General features: G+C 67.1%; 17 protein-coding genes and 1 pseudogene. 14 read left to right on the forward strand and 4 right to left on the reverse strand.

Annotation, left to right across the window (positions count from 1 at the left end; translation table 11 throughout):
* Nucleotides 1-41 precede the first annotated feature (41 nt).
* From C7449_RS01605 to C7449_RS22000, 4 genes and pseudogenes are all read right to left on the reverse strand, one after another.
* Nucleotides 42-524 (reverse strand): DUF3168 domain-containing protein, encoded by a 483-nt coding sequence (locus C7449_RS01605; RefSeq protein WP_108001019.1) that lies wholly within the window; start codon nt 522-524, stop codon nt 42-44.
* Complete coding sequence (locus tag C7449_RS01610) at nt 479-706, reverse strand: phage head closure protein (protein ID WP_245414259.1); 228 nt, start codon at nt 704-706, stop codon at nt 479-481. The genes C7449_RS01605 and C7449_RS01610 overlap by 46 nt, the downstream gene beginning before the upstream one ends.
* Complete coding sequence (locus C7449_RS21995; RefSeq protein ID WP_342588228.1) at nt 676-1,338, reverse strand: HK97 family phage prohead protease; 663 nt, start codon at nt 1,336-1,338, stop codon at nt 676-678. Before C7449_RS21995 ends, C7449_RS01610 begins: the two co-directional genes overlap by 31 nt.
* Nucleotides 1,312-2,328: pseudogene (locus C7449_RS22000) on the reverse strand (baseplate megatron protein TIM-barrel domain-containing protein); the annotation flags it as partial. The gene C7449_RS21995 and the pseudogene C7449_RS22000, both read right to left, overlap by 27 nt.
* On the opposite strand from C7449_RS22000, the gene C7449_RS01620 reads away from it, so the two are divergent.
* The 14 genes from C7449_RS01620 to C7449_RS01685 all read left to right on the forward strand — a co-directional run bounded on the left by C7449_RS01620 (nt 2,239) and on the right by C7449_RS01685 (nt 18,226).
* Entirely contained in the window at nt 2,239-3,654 is a 1,416-nt protein-coding gene (locus tag C7449_RS01620; protein WP_245414260.1) for a phage tail protein, read from the forward strand. The pseudogene C7449_RS22000 and the gene C7449_RS01620 sit on opposite strands and share 90 nt — an antisense overlap.
* Before the next feature lie 18 nt (nt 3,655-3,672).
* The gene (locus C7449_RS01625; RefSeq protein WP_245414261.1) at nt 3,673-3,882 is read left to right on the forward strand and encodes a hypothetical protein; all 210 of its coding nucleotides are present in this window, start codon (nt 3,673-3,675) and stop codon (nt 3,880-3,882) included.
* Between the two features lie 110 nt (nt 3,883-3,992).
* Nucleotides 3,993-4,247 carry a hypothetical protein gene (locus C7449_RS01630; protein WP_108001022.1) on the forward strand — a complete coding sequence of 85 codons (255 nt, stop codon included), beginning with the start codon at nt 3,993-3,995 and terminating at the stop codon, nt 4,245-4,247.
* A 54-nt stretch (nt 4,248-4,301) separates the two neighbouring features.
* Nucleotides 4,302-4,973: a two-component system response regulator FeuP gene (gene feuP / locus C7449_RS01635; RefSeq protein WP_108001023.1), complete on the forward strand. Its 672-nt coding sequence runs from the start codon at nt 4,302-4,304 to the stop codon at nt 4,971-4,973.
* A gap of 154 nt (nt 4,974-5,127) precedes the next feature.
* On the forward strand, nt 5,128-6,555 hold the full coding sequence (locus C7449_RS01640) for an ATP-binding protein (protein WP_108001024.1): 1,428 nt from the start codon (nt 5,128-5,130) through the stop codon (nt 6,553-6,555).
* Between the two features lie 85 nt (nt 6,556-6,640).
* Nucleotides 6,641-7,069 carry a hypothetical protein gene (locus C7449_RS01645; protein WP_170115786.1) on the forward strand — a complete coding sequence of 143 codons (429 nt, stop codon included), beginning with the start codon at nt 6,641-6,643 and terminating at the stop codon, nt 7,067-7,069.
* A gap of 103 nt (nt 7,070-7,172) precedes the next feature.
* Nucleotides 7,173-8,291, forward strand: a complete 1,119-nt coding sequence (gene ccmI, locus C7449_RS01650) for a c-type cytochrome biogenesis protein CcmI (RefSeq protein ID WP_108001025.1) — start codon at nt 7,173-7,175, stop codon at nt 8,289-8,291.
* A complete protein-coding gene (gene ccmE, locus C7449_RS01655; protein ID WP_108001026.1) occupies nt 8,288-8,740 on the forward strand; it encodes a cytochrome c maturation protein CcmE in 453 nt (150 codons plus the stop codon). Before ccmI ends, ccmE begins: the two co-directional genes overlap by 4 nt.
* Complete coding sequence (locus C7449_RS01660; protein WP_108001027.1) at nt 8,737-10,728, forward strand: heme lyase CcmF/NrfE family subunit; 1,992 nt, start codon at nt 8,737-8,739, stop codon at nt 10,726-10,728. Before ccmE ends, C7449_RS01660 begins: the two co-directional genes overlap by 4 nt.
* A complete protein-coding gene (locus tag C7449_RS01665; protein ID WP_108001028.1) occupies nt 10,725-11,198 on the forward strand; it encodes a cytochrome c-type biogenesis protein in 474 nt (157 codons plus the stop codon). The genes C7449_RS01660 and C7449_RS01665 overlap by 4 nt, the downstream gene beginning before the upstream one ends.
* A gap of 131 nt (nt 11,199-11,329) precedes the next feature.
* Nucleotides 11,330-12,901 carry a Do family serine endopeptidase gene (locus C7449_RS01670; RefSeq protein ID WP_108001029.1) on the forward strand — a complete coding sequence of 524 codons (1,572 nt, stop codon included), beginning with the start codon at nt 11,330-11,332 and terminating at the stop codon, nt 12,899-12,901.
* Nucleotides 12,902-13,020: 119 nt separating this feature from the next.
* Nucleotides 13,021-13,704: a response regulator transcription factor gene (locus C7449_RS01675; RefSeq protein ID WP_108001030.1), complete on the forward strand. Its 684-nt coding sequence runs from the start codon at nt 13,021-13,023 to the stop codon at nt 13,702-13,704.
* Nucleotides 13,705-15,123, forward strand: a complete 1,419-nt coding sequence (locus C7449_RS01680; RefSeq protein ID WP_108001031.1) for a sensor histidine kinase — start codon at nt 13,705-13,707, stop codon at nt 15,121-15,123.
* A gap of 142 nt (nt 15,124-15,265) precedes the next feature.
* On the forward strand, nt 15,266-18,226 hold the full coding sequence (locus tag C7449_RS01685) for a bifunctional [glutamine synthetase] adenylyltransferase/[glutamine synthetase]-adenylyl-L-tyrosine phosphorylase (protein WP_108001032.1): 2,961 nt from the start codon (nt 15,266-15,268) through the stop codon (nt 18,224-18,226).
* Nucleotides 18,227-18,360: the final 134 nt, after the last annotated feature.

The following is an 18,360-nucleotide window of genomic DNA, read 5'->3' on the forward strand; positions in this document are numbered from 1 at the left end:
CGATCAACAGGAAATTCTTCTTCGACTGGGTGCGGGCACATCTATACAAGCAGGGGCTGGACCAGGCCGCTGTCGACGGTCATTCGGCGATCCTCGACCACTGGGAAGCCAACATGGCAGACGGCGACGACCGCTGGCTCGCCTAACCGCATCTCCGCCTTGTGAAGCGCCTTCGTCCCCTCGCGCGCCAGCCGGGTGGAGCGATGCAGGAGGCTGACCAGGTGAAAACCGTCGAGCGGCAGGTCGGCGCCGTGCAGCAGCGCCCGCAGCCTTGCCGCGATCGTCTGCGCCTCGCGATGCCCGCCCACCTTCGACCAGGCGACCAGCGTCACCCAATGCTCCTCGCCATCCTCCGTTGCGGTCGAGCGGTCGCGGCTCTCGATTGACTCGATCACAACGAGCGGGAGCCGCTGGCGGTCGAGCAGCCGGTCGCAGACGCCGTCGGCGCCGATCAGCGCCGTCAGTTCCGCATCGCCGGTCAGCCGCGCATGGATTGCCTTCTGCAGGGCCGAGGCAGCGCACATCCTTCCATCTCCTCGCACTCGCAGATCAGATAGCGTCCCGTCTCGTCCGGATCGCGGAAGGTCTTGAGATCGAAGACGCGCGCGCCCTTGCGCAGTCGCATGCCGCTCTGCAGGTCGGAGCGATGGCGCAGCCAGATCCGGTGCGTCACCGTCATCGCCTGCGCGCCGGCAGCCAGAACCACCGCGCATTCTTCACGTTCGAGACCCGCGCCGATGGCAGCATCGGGAAGGTCACGATCGAGATTTCCCACAAGTCGGCCTCGAGGATGCGGCGCACGCCGGTCGTCCGGTCGGTCCGCGAGCGCACCGTCTGGAAGCCGATCGACAGCCCATCGAGCGCGCCCGACTTCATCAGCTGGTGCACCTCGCGGGCCCGCGCCACACCGGGCGACAGCACCCCCTCGACATAAAGCCCGCGCCCGTCCTCGCGGATCGTCCGCCAGCGCCCGAGCGGCTCGGCCGGATCGTGCTGGAACAGCATGCGCACGCCCGCCGCCCCACGCTTCTCCAGCGACTTCACAAACGCTCCCGGCTGGATCGCGTCCTTGCCGAGATCGACCTCACCGAACAGGCTCGCATAGCCCGAAAACACCCCGTCGCCGGTCACGCCGGCGAGCGTCAGGTCCGCATATTTCTTCGTCCGCCAGACCGGCAGCCTGTCAGTGCTCATGGGGTTCTCCGATGTTGGAAGAATTCTGGCCTTGGCCGACGTGCCTTGGCCGTCGGACGAAGCGTTGCCGGCAACGCCGGATCCTGCGCCTCGCTCGGGACCTCTCCCGCGAACGCGGAAACCCGTCAGATCGCCGCCGACCATCGAGACGTCGAAGTCGGAAAAGCCATGATCGGCGAGGATCGCCGCGATTGCGTCGGCCACCGTCGTCGTGCCGAGCCGGCCGCTCAGCCAGTGACCGAGCTGCCAGTTTCGGCCGTCGGCCCAGAGGCGGGCATTTTCCGGGAAAGCCGGATAGGGACGCGCGTCCCAGGTCCAGACGAATACGTGATCGGGGTCGACCAGGCCCGCCGCCGCACCGCCTCCCTGCCACCAGCCATGATGGGCGTCGAGGAAGCGGCGCTGCATCGCGTCCGCCCGCCCGCCGCCGGAGAAGTAGGGCAGCGCGTTTTCCGCACTCTTCGGATCGGTGAAGACGTTCGGCTGGTTTGCTCCCTTGTCGACGGCCGGACAGCCGAGCTCGGTGAACCAGATCGGCTTCGAGCGCGGCACCCAGGCCGACGGCTGCGAAGCCTCCGCGCCGCCGGCGCGATCAAAATGCCGAGTGGACCACCAGCCCTCGAGGTCCTTGTAGCGGTAGAGCCAGTGCTTGCCGGCGAGGCCGTCGATGATCGGCGAGCGCACCCTCGCCTTCCGGTCCGCCTCACTTCCGTAATACCAGTCGTAGCCCTCGCCGCCGGTGATCATGGCGCGCATCGCCGGCTCGTCGTCCGCCAGCCGGAAGCCGTCGGGATTGCCGGACACCGCATCGCCGTCGCGCCAGTCGGCCAGCGGCATGTAGTTGTCGATGCCGACCGCATCGATCGCCGGCGAGGCCCACAGCGGATCGAGGTTGAAATGCACCTCGCCGCTGCCGTCCGCCGGGTGATAGCCGAAGTACTCGCTCCAGTCGGCGCCATAAGTCAGCTTCGTCGACGGCCCGATAACGTCCCGCACGTCCTCGGCCAGCGCGCACAGCGCCTCGACGAACGGGAAGGCGCCGGCATGCCCGCCGTCGCGATCGCGGTGCTGGCCGAGCAGCCCGGCGAGACGGCGTTCGAGGAGGTGCGCGGGCATCCGAGCGAGTTCGCCGGCGTTGCGATCATCGACCACTTCGACAACGCCGCCGCCTACCAGCGCGTGACGGCGCGTACTCGCCGGATGTCGGCGGACAACGATCGTGTGCTGCGGCTGTCGCTGCCGGCCGTGCTGCATGGCGGAGCGGCAGCGGCTGCGGCGGAAGCAGTTCTGCGCGACCATCGCGCCGGCATGCGCCGGCTGACGTTCCGGCTGCCGCCCAATGCGCTGGCCGTCATGCCGGGCGACGTGGTGCGGCTGCAGGGCGGGCCCGCCGGGAGCTTCCTCGTGACGCGGGTGACGGAGGGCGCGGTGCGCGAGGTGGAGGCGCAAAGCTTTGCCGGCGGTGATCGCGGCGGCCCGACGTCGCCCGCCGATCAGCCGTCGCGACCGGGCGATGGGCTCGAATCGGCGGCGTTCCTGCCGCAACTGCAGTTTCTCGACCTGCCTTGTTTCGAGGCGGGAGCCGAGGAAAGCTTTGCGCGGGTCGCAGCCTACGCCAAGCCGTGGCGACCGATCCTGGTCTCGTCGTCGCCCGGCGCGGATGGCTATGCGGCCCGCGTGCGGCTGGAGCGCCCGGCATGCATCGGCCGGCTTGCAAGCGGGCTCGGTCCGGGCGCCTGGGGACGGATCGACGATTTGAACGCCGTCGAGATCGATCTGCCCTTCGGCGCGCTGTCGTCGAAGGCGCGCGATGCCGTCCTCGGCGGCGAGAACCGCATCGCCATCGCCTCGCCTTCGGCGGGCTGGGAGGTCGTCGGGTTTCTCCAGGCCGAGGAGACGGCGCCGCGGCGCTGGCGGCTGAGCGGACTGCTGCGCGGCCTGGCCGGCAGCGATGACGCGATGGCCGAGGGCCACCCGCCGGGTTCGGCCGCGGTGGTGCTGGACGAGGCCGTGCGGCCGCTCGCGCTTTCGGCGGACGAAGCAGGTCGCAGCCTCAACTGGATCGCCGAGGCACGCGGCGCGACGGAGCCGGCCGGGCCGGTCGCCTTCGCCGGCGGCGTGCGGGCGCGCCGGCCGATTGCACCGGTTCACCTGCGCGGCCGACGGCTTGCAGGCGGCGGCATCCGGTTCTCCTGGACGCGGCGGGCCCGGCGGAACGCCGATGCCTGGGACGGCTTCGACATACCGCTGGACGAGCCGTTCGAGGCCTATCGCCTCGAGATCCTCGCCGACGGCGCGATCGTCCGGTCCGTGGAGACCGACCGGACCTTCCTCGACTACGCCGTCGCTGACGAAATCGCCGATTTCGGCGCGGCCCAGTCGGCCATCACCATTCGCGTGCGGCAACTGGGCCTTTCTGTCCGCGACGGGGTTGCAGCACAAAGAACGCTAGAGCTTTGACGGAAAGGAGATCGTTCCATGATTGCAGACACCAAGGCCTGGTACCTGTCGAAGACCGTGTGGGGCGGCGTGCTGGCGATCGCCGCCTCGCTCGCCAACCTCGTCGGCGTCGAGATCGGCGGGGCCGAGCAGGCCGAACTGGCCGACCGGATCACCGCCTTCCTCGCCGCCGGCGGCGGCATTCTCGCCGTTGCGGGACGGCTTTCAGCGCAGCGGCGGTTGCGGTAGCCGAGGCAAGGGGGGCGGCTGCCGGGAAAATGAAAACCACATTCATTTGCCATTCAGCGTGTCTGCGTTAATTCTGGCGCCACATTGTTTCCGGCATTGAAAGTGTGTTCATGACTTCGCCCCTCCTCATCGCCGCGGCAGCGGCCAGCCTGGCGGCATTCGCGCCACCCGCCGCGGAGCGCCCTGCCGACGTGCTGCTGGCTGCGGCTGACTGCAGCGAGGCCGCACGCCAGGTCGTCGCCGACACCGGTGGCGAACTCCTTTCCGCGCAGCCCAGAAACGGTGTATGCGTGGTGACGGTGCTGGTTCCCGGCAAGGGCAGCGCCCGCCCGCGCAAGATCACCGTGCGCGTGCCGATAGAATGACCCGCCGGTTCGGCCCGGAAGGGCCGTCCGGCTGACAGGAAGGGAAGTCGACAGATGCGCATTCTCGTTGTCGAAGACGACGAAAACCTCAACCGGCAACTGGCCGACGTGTTGAAGGAAGCGGGTTATGTGGTCGACCAGGCCTATGACGGCGAGGAGGGCCACTATCTCGGCGACGCGGAACCCTACGACGCGGTGATCCTCGACATCGGCCTGCCGGAGATGGACGGCATCAGCGTGCTGGAAAAATGGCGCGCCGATGGCAAGCGCATGCCGGTGCTGCTGCTGACCGCACGCGATCGCTGGAGCGACAAGGTGGCGGGCATCGATGCCGGCGCCGACGACTACGTGGCCAAGCCGTTCCATGTCGAGGAGGTGCTCGCGCGCATTCGGGCACTGATCCGTCGTGCCGCCGGTCACGCCAGCTCGGAGATCGTCTGCGGCCCGGTGCGGCTGGATACCAAGGGATCGAAGGCGAGCGTCAACGGCGTGGCGCTGAAGCTGACCTCGCACGAATACCGGCTGCTGTCCTACCTCATGCACCACATGGGGCAGGTGGTTTCGCGGACCGAACTGGTCGAGCACATGTACGACCAGGACTTCGACCGCGACAGCAACACGATCGAGGTGTTCGTCGGACGGTTGCGCAAGAAGATCGGCGTCGATCTGATCGAAACCGTGCGCGGCCTCGGCTACCGCATGCAGGCACCCGGCGATGGCCGCTAGAAGACCTTTGGGGCCAGGCGTACAGGCGGATATGAAGGCATGCGGCGGCGTGCCGTTGCCGTCTGAGCCGAAAAGGCGTTGAAAATGCCGGTCGCTGCCTGCATGGTCCCTACCAGTAGGACGGTCGATCCGTCACGCAGATTGGACGTACCCGATGGGTTCTGACGCCAGGGCACCAGGAGGCGCTCGGTCGCTAACCTTCCGCGTGCTGCTGCTCGCCTCGCTGTGGTCGATGGTGGCGCTGGTGGTGATTGCGCTGGTGATCTCGACCCTCTACCGGCGCAGCGCCGAGTCGAGCTTCCAGGACCTGCTGCGGGCGCAGCTGTACAACGTCATCAACTCGGTCTCCATCGACGAGAACCGCGCGCTCACCGGGGTTCCGCAACTGGGTGACCTGCGCTTCTCGCAGCCGCAGACCGGCTGGTACTGGATCGTCGAGCCGATCGGCGACAGTTTTCCGAGCGAGCCGCTGACTTCCACCTCCCTCGGCTTCGGCAGCATTCCGATCCCGGACACCGAGACCATTCCCTTCGATACGCGCTACGAGCGCTACTACACGGCCGAAGACACGTTCGGGAACACCGTCGAGGTCGTCGAGACCGAGGTGGTGCTCGACCAGGACGGTCGGACGGCGCGCTTCCGCGTCGCCGGCAACCGCAACGTCCTCGAGGACGACATCCAGGCCTTCTCCCGGAACTTCTATATCGCCCTTGCCGGCTTCGGTTTCGGCAGCCTCTGCCTGAACGCCGCTGCGATCCTGATCGGCCTGAAGCCGCTGGACCACGTGCGCAAGTCGCTCGAGCAGATCCGCGCCGGCCAGGCCGAGCGGCTCGGCGGCGTCTTCCCGCGCGAAATCCAGCCGCTGGCGAGCGAGGTCAACGCGCTGATCGACACCAATCGCCGGATCATCGAGCGCGCTCGCATGCAGGTCGGCAATCTCGCCCATTCGCTGAAGACACCAATCGCGGTGCTCCTCAACGAATCCCGCGTGCTGGATGCGCCGCACGGCGACCTGGTCCGCAACCAGGCCGAAGCGATGCAAAGCCAGGTGCAGTCCTATCTCAATCGCGCCCGCATTGCCGCGCAGCGGGAATCGGTGCTGGCGCGGACCGAGGCGGCACCGGTGCTGCAGCGGCTGGCCCGGGTGATGCGGCGGCTGAACGCCGATATCGACTTCCCCCTCACGGTCGAGCCGGAAGACCTGATGCTGGCGATGGAGCAGCAGGATATCGAGGAGGTCGTCGGCAACCTTCTGGAGAACGCCGCCCGCTACGCCAACAGAACGGTGGCGGTCAGGGCGACGCTGGCGCCGGAGGAAGGCGACGCCGGCGATCCGCAGCGGCGGCGCTGGATCGTCCTGGAGGTCGAGGACGATGGTCCCGGCCTTGAGCCGCACGAGATCCAGGAGGCGCTGAAGCGGGGCAAGCGGCTGGACGAGAGCAAGCCGGGTACCGGGCTCGGCCTTTCGATCGTCCGCGAGATCACGTCCGAATACCAGGGGACGCTGACGCTGTCGCGCGGCGAATCCGGTGGATTGCTGGCCCGTCTGGTGCTGCCGGCGGTGGCAAAGGATGTTGCCTGACAGGGCAGACAATGCAAGATAGAGACAGCGGTCGGATCGACCGGACACCAGCCAGAAAAGGCATGAAATGAAGCAGACCTGCCGGATGACCATGACCTCACGTATTGTCGCCATACCGGTGGTTGTCGCTTCGATTGGACTTGCAGGGTGCAGCACCACGTCCGGGCGAATGTTCATGAAGGGCTCCGCCGGTCCCGCTGTTTCCTCGGCCGCCTATATTTCTGCGCTGGAAGGCGGTCTGGTGTCCCGCAGCAAGGGCATCTCGCTGTCGGCGGCCGACCGCCAGCGGGCGCTGGAGGCGGAGTACCGCGCCCTCGAGGCGGCGCCCGGCGGCCAGCCGGTCGTCTGGCAGGGACGGGGCGTGCAGGGGTCCGTCGTCGCAGCCGCCCCCTATCAGGTGGGGTCGCAAAACTGCCGCCAGTACAGCCATACGCTCGTGGCGAAGGGGCGCGAAACGGTCAGCCGCGGCGCGGCCTGCCGGACGGCGGCCGGAACCTGGACGCCGCTGGGCTGAGGGTGGCTGCCGCCGCGGCGCGGCTTGCGGCGAAACGCCTCAAATCCTTGTTGCTTCCCGTTTTGCAATTGGAAAAACCGTGCCGTTGGACTAATTGAGCGGCATGTTATTTTGGATCCTCGTTGCCGTCCTGACCGCCGCCGTCGCGGCCGTTCTGCTCCTGCCGCTGCTGCGGGCCGGCCGGAGCGCCGATGTCGCCGAAGCGCGCGATGCCGAGGTCTATCGCGACCAGCTTGACGAATTGACGCGCGACGAGCGGGCAGGGCTGATTGGCGCTGCCGAGGCGGACCTGGCGCGTGCGGAAATCGCCCGCCGCCTGATCGCCGCGAAGGCGCGGGCGGAGCGGTCTGCCCCTGCCGGGCCGGCGCGGCGAAACCGGATGGCGCAGGCGGCGGTCATCGTGCTCTTGCCGGCTGCCGGTCTCGGCCTCTACCTTTCGACCGGCAGCCCTGACCTGCCGGCCAAGCCGCTGGCGGCGCGGCTCGCCAATCCCGGCAACGACCTCAACATCCTGATCGCCAAGGCCGAGCGGCACCTCATCGACAATCCCGACGATGGCGCGGGCTGGGAGCTTCTGGCGCCGATCTACCTCCGCAACGGCCGCCTCGAGGATTCGGCCAACGCCTTTCGCCAGACGATCCGCGTTCTCGGCGCCTCGCCGCAACGGCTTGACGGCTATGCCGAAGCTCTGATTGCGCTTGCCGACGGCGTCGTCACCAAGGATGCGCGCGAAGCGCTGCAACAGTCGCAGGCACTGGACCCGAACAACCCGCGCACGCGTTTCTACCTGGCGCTGGCGCTGGAGCAGGAGGGCAGGCGCGAGGAAGCGAAGGCTGCCTACGAGGCGCTGGTGAAGGATTCGCCTGCCGATGCGCCCTGGCTTTCGCTGGTCAACCGCCACATCGCCGGGCTTTCGGCCGACGTGCCCGGCAATCCGACAAGCCAGGACGTCGCCGCCGCCGGAGACCTCGACGCCGAAGGTCGTGCGCAGATGATCGCCGGCATGGTGGAGGGCCTGGCCGGCAAGCTGAAGGAAAACCCGGACAATTTCGAGGGCTGGATGCGTATCATCCGCTCCTACGTGGTGCTGGATCAAAGAACGGCGGCCGAGCAGGCGTTACAAACGGCGCTGAAGCAGTTCCCGCCGCAGAGCGAAAACGGCAAGCAGTTGCTGGCTCTGGCGGACGAGCTTGCGATCTCGGTCAAGGATGGCGGCAAATGACACGAAAGCAGAAGCGACTGGCGGTGATCGGTGGCGGCGTCACCTTCCTGTTTGCGGCGGTTCTCCTGGTGATGTTTGCCTTCAGCCAGTCGATCGCCTATTTCTATGTGCCCGGCGATCTCGCCAAGGCCGACGTTCCGCCGGGAACGCGCATCCGGCTTGGCGGGCTCGTCGAAGCCGGATCAGTGAAGCGCGGCGAAGGATCGACGGTCACCTTCACCGTGACCGACACGATCGGCACCGTGCCGGTGACCTATACCGGCATCCTTCCCGACCTGTTCCGGGAAGGGCAGGGGGTGGTCGCCGAGGGGGCCTTCGTCGCTGGCAACCGGGTGTTCGTCGCTGACACGGTTCTCGCCAAGCACGACGAGACATACATGCCGAAGGACGTGGCCGACCGGCTGCAGGCGCAGGGCGTCACGCTCAGCGGCAAGGAGACCATCAAGTGATCATCGAGCTCGGACACTATGTGCTGGTGCTGGTGCTGGCGACGGCGATCATCCAGTCTCTGCTGCCGCTCGCCGGCACACTGCGCAACGATCCCGCGCTGATGGCGGTGGCGCCGCCGGCGGCCGTCTCCGGCTTCCTGCTGACGGTCTTCTCGTTCGGCGTCCTCACGCTTGCCTACGTGACGTCCGATTTCTCCGTGCTGAACGTCTGGGAGAACTCCCATTCGATGCAGCCGCTGATCTATAAGTTCTCCGGCGTCTGGGGGAACCACGAGGGATCGATGATGCTGTGGCTCATCATCCTGACGTTCTTCAGCGCGCTTGTGGCGAGCTTCGGCACCAACCTGCCGGAGCGGTTGCGGGCCAATGTGCTGGCGGTGCAGGGCTGGATCACGGCGGCCTTCGCGCTCTTCATCCTTCTGACCTCCAACCCCTTCCTGCGGCTCGACCCGGCGCCTGGCGAGGGCAAGGACCTCAACCCGATCCTGCAGGATGTCGGGCTCGCCATCCATCCGCCGCTGCTCTACCTCGGCTATGTCGGCTTCTCCGTCTGTTTTTCCTTTGCGATCGCCGCACTGATCGACGGGCGCATCGACGCCGCCTGGGCGCGCTGGGTGCGCCCCTGGGCACTCGCCGCCTGGAGCTTCCTGACCGCCGGCATCGCCATGGGCTCGTACTGGGCCTATTACGAACTCGGCTGGGGCGGCTGGTGGTTCTGGGACCCGGTCGAAAACGCCTCCTTCATGCCGTGGCTCGCCGGCACCGCGTTGCTGCATTCCGCCCTGGTAATGGAGAAGCGCGAGGCGCTGAAGATCTGGACGGTTCTGCTTGCGATCCTGACATTTTCGCTGTCGCTGCTCGGAACCTTCCTGGTCCGGTCCGGCGTGCTGACCTCCGTCCATGCCTTTGCGACCGACCCGACCCGCGGCGTGTTCATCCTGGCGATCCTGGTGATCTTCATCGGCGGGGCGCTGTCGCTCTTCGCCTTCCGTGCCCCGACGCTCAAGGCCGGCGGGCTGTTCGCGCCGATCTCGCGCGAAGGCGCGCTCGTCTTCAACAACCTGATCCTGACCACGGCGGCGGCGACGGTGTTGACCGGCACGCTCTACCCGCTGGTACTGGAGGCGCTGACGGGAGAGAAGATCTCGGTCGGCGCGCCGTTCTTCAACCTGACATTCGGGCTTCTGATGGTGCCGCTGCTGCTGGCCGTTCCCTTCGGTCCGCTGCTGGCCTGGAAGCGGGGCGACCTGCTGGCCGCCGGCCAGCGGCTGTTTGCCGCCGTCGGCGTCGGGCTTGTGATCGCCGCGATCGTCCAGTGGGCGCATGGCGGCGGGCCGGTGCTGGCCTATTTCGGCCTGGCGCTCGGCTTCTACATGATGGCCGGGGCGGTCACGGACCTGGTCCTGCGCGCCGGCGTCGGCAAGGTGACCGCGTCCGTGGCGCGCAAGCGGTTGTTCGGCCTGCCGGGTTCGGCCTTCGGTACGGCCCTGGCCCATTTCGGTCTGGGCGTGACGGTGATCGGCATCGTCGCGGTGACCACATTCGAGACCGAGCATGTGGTGGAGATGAAGCCGGGCACCACGGTCGAGGCGGGTGGCTTCGTTCTGACCTTCGACGGCATGCGCCAGGGCCGTGGCCCGAACTACACCGAGGAGAGCGGGCATTTCACCGTGGCCCGCGGCGGCGTCAGGGTGACCGACATCTGGTCCTCGAAGCGGGTCTACACGGCGCGGCGAATGCCGACGACGGAGGCCGGCATTCGCACCTTCGGGCTCAGCCAGCTCTATGTGTCGCTCGGTGATCCGATGAATGACGGCGGCATCGTCGTGCGCGTCTGGTGGAAGCCGATGATCCTGTGCATCTGGCTTGGCGGGATAATTATGATGGCCGGGGGGGCGGTGTCGCTGTTCGATCGGCGGTTGCGGATCGGTGCGCCGCAGGGGGCGCGCAGGCCGAAGGCTGCGGCGATACTGGAGGCGGCGGAATGATACGCAGGCTGCTGCTCGCGGCGGTTGTTGCCCTCGCTGCCTCTCCGGCCTTTGCCGTGAACCCCGACGAGGTTCTCGCCGATCCGGCCCTTGAGGCACGCGCCCGGGCGCTGTCGGCGCAGCTGCGCTGCATGGTCTGCCAGAACCAGTCGATCGACGATTCGAATGCCGAGCTTGCCCGCGACCTGCGGCTCCTGGTGCGCGAGCGGATCGAAAACGGCGACAGCGACGAGGCGGTAATCAACTATGTGGTGTCACGCTACGGCGAATTCGTGCTGCTGAAGCCGCGGCTGAAGCCGGAAACGCTGCTGCTCTGGGGCGCTCCGATCATTCTCTTTCTCGGCGGCGGGGTGGCGATGGTGGACTTCGTGCGCCGGCGCGCCGGCCGCCCGGTCGGCGAGCCGCTGACGGACGAGGAACGGGCGGCGCTGGAGCGGATCGTCGGCCCGGATGCGAGCGACCGGAAGTAGCTCTCCCGCATTGCCTTTCCTTCGGTGTGGACATTACCAATAATTCATGTGGCGGACAGTGAACCGTAAGGTGTGAGCCCCTATCTCTGGAGCATCGAATTCCTTGAGGCATCAGAGAAAAGGCAACTGCGATGTTCAAGCAAAACTCCCTCCGTCCCTCCTTCAAGACGGTCCTGAAGACCTCAACCGTCGCGGGATTGGCCGCAGCCATGCTGGCGACCGGCATCCCGGCCCAGATCGCGCAGTCCTTCGCCGAGCCGGTGAAGGTGACAGCACCGCAGGTTGCGAGCTTCGGTGACGTCGTCGACGCGGTCTCGCCGGCGGTCGTCTCCGTTCGCGTCGCGTCCGACGTCAAGCAGGCCGAACAGGATGGCAACAGCTTCACGTTCAACTTCGGTGGCCGCGGTTTCGACGAGCTTCCCGACGACCACCCGCTGAAGCGCTTCTTCCGTGAGTTCGGCGGGCAGGACAATTCCCGTGGTGACCGCAACCAGCGCCAGTTCGGCGACCGCAATGGCGGCTCCCGCAAGGGCCACCTGCGCCCGACCTCGCAGGGTTCCGGCTTCTTCGTCACCGAGGACGGCTATCTCGTCACCAACAACCATGTGGTCGACAACGGCGCGGCGTTCACCGTCATCATGAACGACGGTACAGAGCTTGACGCCAAGCTGGTCGGCAAGGACAGCCGCACCGACCTCGCCGTGCTGAAGGTCGACAACAAGGACAACCGCAAGTTCACCTATGTCACGTTCGCGGACGACAGCAAGGCGCGCGTCGGCGACTGGGTCGTGGCGGTCGGCAATCCCTTCGGCCTGGGCGGCACCGTAACGGCCGGCATCATCTCGGCCCGTGGCCGCAACATCGGCTCCGGCCCGTACGACGACTACCTGCAGATCGACGCACCCGTGAACCGCGGCAACTCCGGCGGCCCGGCCTTCAATCTCAACGGCGAGGTCGTCGGCATCAACACCGCGATCTTCTCGCCCTCCGGCGGCAGCGTCGGCATCGCCTTTGCCATCCCTGCCTACGTGGCCAAGGACGTGGTCAACGATCTGATCAAGACCGGCAAGGTCGAACGCGGCTGGCTCGGCGTGCAGATCCAGCCGGTGACCAAGGATATCGCCGATTCGCTGGGCCTCGCCGAAGCGCAGGGTGCGCTTGTCGTCGAACCGCAGCCGGGCTCGCCGGGTGAAAAGGCCGGCATCAAGAAGGGCGACGTCGTTACCGCTCTCGATGGCGACACGATCAAGGATGCCCGCGATCTCGCCAAGCGCGTGGCGGCGATCAAGCCCGGCACGGACGTAGAACTGTCGGTTTGGCGCAACGGCAAGTCCGAGCCTGTCAAGGTCCAGATCGGCAAGCTTGAAGCCGACAAGCAGGCTTCCGCACCCGAGAGCCAGGCGGTGCCCGACGAGCAGGGGACGAGCGAGCAGGAGCTCGCCGACCTCGGCATTTCGGTCGTGCCGGCCGATGACGGCAACGGCGTGATGGTTGCGGCGGTCGCACCCGACTCCGATGCCGCAGACCGCGGCCTGAAGGAAGGCGACCGGATCACCTCCGTCAACAATCAGGAGGTCAAGTCGGCCGACGACATCACAAAGGTGATGGACCAGGCACGCAAGGACGGCCGCTCCAAGGCGCTGTTCCAGGTCGAGAACAACGACGGCAGCCGCTTCCTGGCGCTTCCGATCGCCCAGGGCTGATCGGCCAGAGCGATCCCGTGCGCCGCGATATCGAGAGATCTCGCGGCGCTCGTGTTCCTGGCGCTAGCGCGCCCGCGCCGGACTGTTGAAGCGCGCGACATCACGTGTAAGGTGCCGCCATGAAGATATTGATTGTCGAAGACGACCTGGATGCCGCCGCCTATCTCTGCAAGGCGTTCCGAGAAGCCGGCATCGTCAGCGATCACGCCTCGGATGGCGACAGCGGCCTGTTCCTGGCGACGGAGAACGCCTACGACGTGCTGGTGGTCGACCGGATGCTGCCGCGACGCGACGGCCTGTCGCTGATTTCGGAACTCCGGGCGAAGGGCATCCACACGCCGGCATTGATCCTTTCCGCGCTCGGTCAGGTCGATGACCGGGTGACCGGTCTGCGCGCCGGCGGCGACGACTATCTGCCAAAGCCCTATGCGTTCAGCGAACTGCTTGCCCGCGTCGAGGTGCTCGGGCGTCGCAAGGGCACCCCCGAGCAGGACATGACCTACCGCGTCGGCGACCTGGAACTCGATCGGCTCGCCCACGTCGTGCGCCGGGCCGGCAAGGAGATCCTGCTGCAGCCGCGCGAGTTCCGGCTGCTCGAATACCTGATGAAGAACGCCGGGCAGGTGGTGACGCGCACCATGCTATTGGAGAACGTCTGGGACTATCATTTCGATCCGCAGACCAACGTCATCGACGTGCACGTCTCGCGGCTGCGCTCCAAGATCGAGAAGGATTTCGACCAGCCGCTGCTGCGCACGGTGCGCGGCGCCGGCTACATGATCAAGGACGAGGTATCCGCCTGAATGGCTTCCGGACTGGTCACGCTGTTTCGAACGACGGCGGTCCGCCTGTCCGCACTCTACCTGCTGCTGTTTGCCGCCTGCGCGGCATTCCTCGTCTTCTACGTGACCTCGATGGCGGAAGGACTGCTGGAGCAGCAGACGCGCGCGGTCGTGGCGACCGAGGTCGCCGAGATCAGGCAGGTCTATGCCTCCAGCGGCATGAACGGGCTGTTGACGACGCTGGAGCGCCGGGCGCGGCAGCCGGGCGCCAATCTCTACATCATCGCAAGTCCGACCGGGGAATTGCTGGCCGGCAACGTACTGGCGTTACAGCCGGGCGTGCTCGACGGCGAAGGTTGGACGCGTTCGCCCTTCGGCTATCAGCGTTTCGAGGACGAGGGCAGTTCCGAACGCCACATCGCCCGTGCCGAGGTGTTCATTCTGCCGAACGGTCTGAGGGTCCTCGTCGGGCGCGACCTAGGCGAGCCTGAGAACTTGCGCAGCCTGGTGCGCCAGGCGCTGGTCGTGGCGCTGGGGATCATGGGCATCGGCGCGCTGGCGATCTGGTACCTGATCGGACGCAACGCGCTTAAACGCATGGACCGCATGTCGGACGCGAGCCAGCGGATCATGGACGGCGACCTGACCCAGCGCCTGCCGGTCGGCGGCTCCGGCGACGAGTTCGACCGCCTGTCCGTCTCCCTCAATGCCATGCTCGAGCGCATCGAGAAACTCAACGAAGGGCTGCGGCAGGTCTCCGACAACATCGCCCACGACCTGAAGACGCCGCTGACACGGCTGCGCAACAAGGCCGAGGCGGCGCTCGCCAGAAGCGCCAAGACCGCCGAGTCCCGTGAAGCGCTCTCCGAGATCATCGCCGAATCCGACCAACTCATCAGGACCTTCAATGCGCTGCTGATGATCTCTCAGGTCGAGGCGGGCTCTGTCGTGGCCGAGATGGGGCCTGTCGACCTCACGGGAGTGGTGGCCGATTGCGTGGAACTTTACGAGCCGGCTGCCGAGGAGGCCGGCCTGGCAGTCTCCTCCGATATCGCCGCTGGCGTCACCGTGACGGGCAATCGGGAACTGATCGGCCAGGCGCTCGGCAACCTGCTCGACAATGCGATCAAATATGCCGAGGGTGTTCCCGATGCGCGGATCAATGTGAGCCTCGTCGGGGGGCGCGACAATGCGGTCGTCTCGGTCTCCGACAACGGGCCGGGCGTTCCGGCCGAATCCCGGGACGAGGTGCTGAAGCGGTTCGTCCGGCTCGACAGAAGTCGCAGCAAGCCCGGCACCGGCCTCGGCCTGTCGCTGGTGGACGCGGTTATGGAGGTCCATCATGGCCGGCTCGAACTGGGACCGACGGTCGTGGGGAGCGAAGAGCGTGGATTGACGGCCTCGATGCGCTTTCCGATCGCGGTGGCCGGTAAAGCTTGAGCCGACGGTCTTCTCTCGCCCACGCGGGCACGCCAAATTTGCGTTCCGGCGGTTTTCGCCGCAGGCCCGGACTGGTAGACGGTGGGCTGACAGGGTGGACCGCGATCGCCGCGGCGAGCGTTGCCAACTCAGGGGAGAAGCGATGACCACTGCCGAGACCATGCGCCTGAGCGACATCGAGACCTGTCCGATCCGGCCCTTGAACCAGGCGGAGATGAAGTCGGCGCTTTCCGACCTGAAGGACATCGCGCGCGAACGGCCGGAAATCGCGGCACTGCTTGCTTCCGAGGGCGCGTTGAAGGATTTCGTCGTCGCCGCCTTCACGCTTTCTCCCTATCTGCGCGATACGGCGCGGGTCTGGCCGGAACTGCTGGTGCAGGCGATCGGCGCGCCGCTCCTGCCGCAGGTGGGTGACGCAATCGGGGAGGCCCGGGCGGCCTGGGATCCGGCGGCGCACGCAGACACCAGCGAGGCTGCGGTGATGACCCGGTTGCGCCGCGCCAAGCGGAGGGTCGCATTTCTCACCGCCATGGCCGACCTTGGCCGCCTGATCGACGGCCGGCGGACGACGCGGCTGCTCAGCGACCTTGCCGCCGCGGCAGTCGCCGCCGCGATCGACCACCTGCTGCTTGCCGCCGAAGCCAGCGGCAAGCTCAGGCTGAAGGACAGCCGGCGCCCGAGCGAGGCGTCCGGGCTCGTCGTACTCGGCATGGGCAAGCTCGGCGCCGAGGAACTGAACTATTCTTCCGACATCGACCTCGTCGTCTTCTTCGATCCCCAGGCTGATGTCGTCATCGACCGCTACGAAGCGGCCGAGACCTTCGCGCGGCTGGTGCGCCGCCTGATCCGCATGATGCAGGAGCGGACCGGCGACGGCTATGTCTTCCGCACCGATCTGCGGCTGCGGCCGGACCCCGGCGCCACGCCGCTGGCGATCTCGGTCGATTCGGCGATGCTCTACTACGAAGGGCGCGGCCAGAACTGGGAGCGCGCCGCCTTCATCAAGGCAAGGGCGATCGCCGGCGACATAGCCGCCGGTGAGCGGTTCCTGCGCGAACTGACGCCCTTCGTGTTCCGCAAGTATCTCGACTATGCGGCGATCGCCGACATCCACTCCATCAAGCGTCAGATCCACGTCCACAAGGGACACGGCGAAATCGCGGTGAAGGGGCACAACATCAAGCTCGGCCGCGGCGGCATTCGCGAGATCGAGTTCTTCGTGCAGACGCAGCAGCTGATCGCCGGCGGAAGGGTACCGGCGCTGCGGCTGCGTTCGACCGAGGCGATGCTGAAGGAACTGGCGGCGGCCGGCTGGATCGACGAGGCGACCTGCGTCGAGCTGATCGACGCGTACTGGTTTTTGCGCGACGTGGAGCATCGGGTCCAGATGGTGCGCGACGAGCAGACGCACGTGCTTCCGGAATCCGATGCCGAACTGAAGCGCATCGCCTTCATGATGGGATTCGAAGACACCGCCGGGTTTTCCAACGCCCTAGTGGAGGTGCTTAAGACCGTCGAACGGCGTTATGGCGCGCTCTTCGAGCAGGAGGCGAAACTCTCGATAGAGGGCGGCAACCTCGTCTTCACCGGTCAGCGCGACGATCCGGACACGCTGGACACGCTGCGCAAGCTCGGTTTCCAGCGCCCCGAGGCTATCTCGCAGACGATCCGGACCTGGCACTACGGCCGCTACCGCGCCACCCAGTCGGTCGAGGCGCGCGAGCGGCTGACGGAACTGACGCCCGAACTGCTCCGGGTCTTCGGCGAAAACAAGCGCGCCGATGAGGCACTGCTGCGGTTCGACCATTTCATTTCCGGGCTGCCGGCGGGCATCCAGCTCTTTTCGCTGCTCGGCAGCAATCCGCGGCTCCTGTCGCTGATCGTCAACGTCATGTCCTCCGCCCCGCGCCTAGCCGAGATCATCGCCGCGCGGCCGCACGTCTTCGACGGGATGCTTGACCCGGGACTGCTGGCGGAGCTGCCGACGCGCCGCTATCTCGCCGAGCGCATCCAGGGTTTTCTGGCCGGCGCGCGGCACTATGAGGAGGTGCTGGACCGCCTGCGCATCATCGCCGCCGAGCAGCGCTTCCTGATCGGCATTCGCCTTCTGACCGGGGTGATCGACGGCGGCCGGGCGGCGCGCGCCTTCACCCACGTCGCCGACCTGATCGTCGAGGCGGCGCTGGACGCGGTGCGCCGCGAGATCGAGGCGGCGCACGGCGCCTTTCCCGGTGGCCGGGTGGCGATCGTCGGCATGGGCAAGCTCGGAAGCTTTGAGCTGACGGACGGCTCCGACATAGACCTCATCCTGCTCTACGACTACGACGACGCGGCGGCGGCGGAATCGCTCGGGCCGAAGCCGCTCGATGCGACGCGCTACTATGCAAGGATGACGCAGCGGCTGATCTCGGCACTGTCCGCCCCGACCTCGGAGGGCGTGCTCTACGAGGTCGACATGCGGCTGCGGCCGTCCGGCAACAAGGGGCCGGTCGCGACCCGGATCACCTCCTTCGCCAAATACCAGCAGGAAGAGGCCTGGACCTGGGAGCACATGGCGCTGACGCGCTCGCGCGTAATCTGCGGCGACGAGAGCCTGGCCGACGAGGCGCGGGCGACGATCCAGCAGGTCCTCGACCGCAAGCGGGACGTTGCGGCGATCGCCAGGGACGTCGGCGAGATGCGGGCCCTGATCGAGCAGGAGAAGGTACCGAAGAACATCTGGGACCTGAAGCTCATTCCGGGTGGCCTCGTTGACATCGAGTTCATCGCCCAGTTCCTGGCGCTTGTGGCGCCGGCGCGTGGCGTCGAACTGCCGGACAGAACGCTTCCGACAGGCGAGGCGCTGGCGATCGTCGGCGAACGGCAGATGGAGCCGAACGATCTCGATACCGTCGGCGAGGCGCTGCGGCTCTATACGGAGATCTCGCAGATCGTGAGACTGTGCATCGATGGGCCGTTCGATCCCGAGGATGCACCCTCGGGGCTGATCGACCTCATCTGCCGGGCCGGCGACTGCCCGGACCTGCGCACGCTGGAAGCGGAGATCAAGCGCCTGTCGAAGGCGGTGCGAGAGGTGTTCAAGACCACGCTGAAGGCAGCGTGATCTTAGCGGCGGCGACCCGCTCCCTCTTCTCCGGCCGGGAAAGTGGCCCGGAGGACCGGATGAGCGGGCGAAGCGGCAAAGCACCCTGCGGCGCCTCGTCGCCTCGCATTCGCTCGGCACCTCTCCCACTGGGG

The organism is Mycoplana dimorpha (assembly GCF_003046475.1).
Taxonomy (GTDB): Bacteria; Pseudomonadota; Alphaproteobacteria; order Rhizobiales; family Rhizobiaceae; genus Mycoplana; species Mycoplana dimorpha.

What these genes read in the sequence shown, in the direction of transcription:
- C7449_RS01605 (WP_108001019.1), bottom strand. Translation starts at nt 524, where the DNA reads ATGTGCGCTGCCTCGGCCCTGCAGAAGGCAATCCATGCGCGGCTGACC.
- C7449_RS21995 (WP_342588228.1), bottom strand. Translation starts at nt 1,338, where the DNA reads ATGGTCGGCGGCGATCTGACGGGTTTCCGCGTTCGCGGGAGAGGTCCC.
- C7449_RS01620 (WP_245414260.1), top strand. Translation starts at nt 2,239, where the DNA reads ATGCCCGCCGTCGCGATCGCGGTGCTGGCCGAGCAGCCCGGCGAGACG.
- C7449_RS01625 (WP_245414261.1), top strand. Translation starts at nt 3,673, where the DNA reads ATGATTGCAGACACCAAGGCCTGGTACCTGTCGAAGACCGTGTGGGGC.
- C7449_RS01630 (WP_108001022.1), top strand. Translation starts at nt 3,993, where the DNA reads ATGACTTCGCCCCTCCTCATCGCCGCGGCAGCGGCCAGCCTGGCGGCA.
- feuP (WP_108001023.1), top strand. Translation starts at nt 4,302, where the DNA reads ATGCGCATTCTCGTTGTCGAAGACGACGAAAACCTCAACCGGCAACTG.
- C7449_RS01640 (WP_108001024.1), top strand. Translation starts at nt 5,128, where the DNA reads ATGGGTTCTGACGCCAGGGCACCAGGAGGCGCTCGGTCGCTAACCTTC.
- C7449_RS01645 (WP_170115786.1), top strand. Translation starts at nt 6,641, where the DNA reads ATGACCATGACCTCACGTATTGTCGCCATACCGGTGGTTGTCGCTTCG.
- ccmI (WP_108001025.1), top strand. Translation starts at nt 7,173, where the DNA reads ATGTTATTTTGGATCCTCGTTGCCGTCCTGACCGCCGCCGTCGCGGCC.
- ccmE (WP_108001026.1), top strand. Translation starts at nt 8,288, where the DNA reads ATGACACGAAAGCAGAAGCGACTGGCGGTGATCGGTGGCGGCGTCACC.
- C7449_RS01665 (WP_108001028.1), top strand. Translation starts at nt 10,725, where the DNA reads ATGATACGCAGGCTGCTGCTCGCGGCGGTTGTTGCCCTCGCTGCCTCT.
- C7449_RS01670 (WP_108001029.1), top strand. Translation starts at nt 11,330, where the DNA reads ATGTTCAAGCAAAACTCCCTCCGTCCCTCCTTCAAGACGGTCCTGAAG.
- C7449_RS01675 (WP_108001030.1), top strand. Translation starts at nt 13,021, where the DNA reads ATGAAGATATTGATTGTCGAAGACGACCTGGATGCCGCCGCCTATCTC.
- C7449_RS01680 (WP_108001031.1), top strand. Translation starts at nt 13,705, where the DNA reads ATGGCTTCCGGACTGGTCACGCTGTTTCGAACGACGGCGGTCCGCCTG.
- C7449_RS01685 (WP_108001032.1), top strand. Translation starts at nt 15,266, where the DNA reads ATGACCACTGCCGAGACCATGCGCCTGAGCGACATCGAGACCTGTCCG.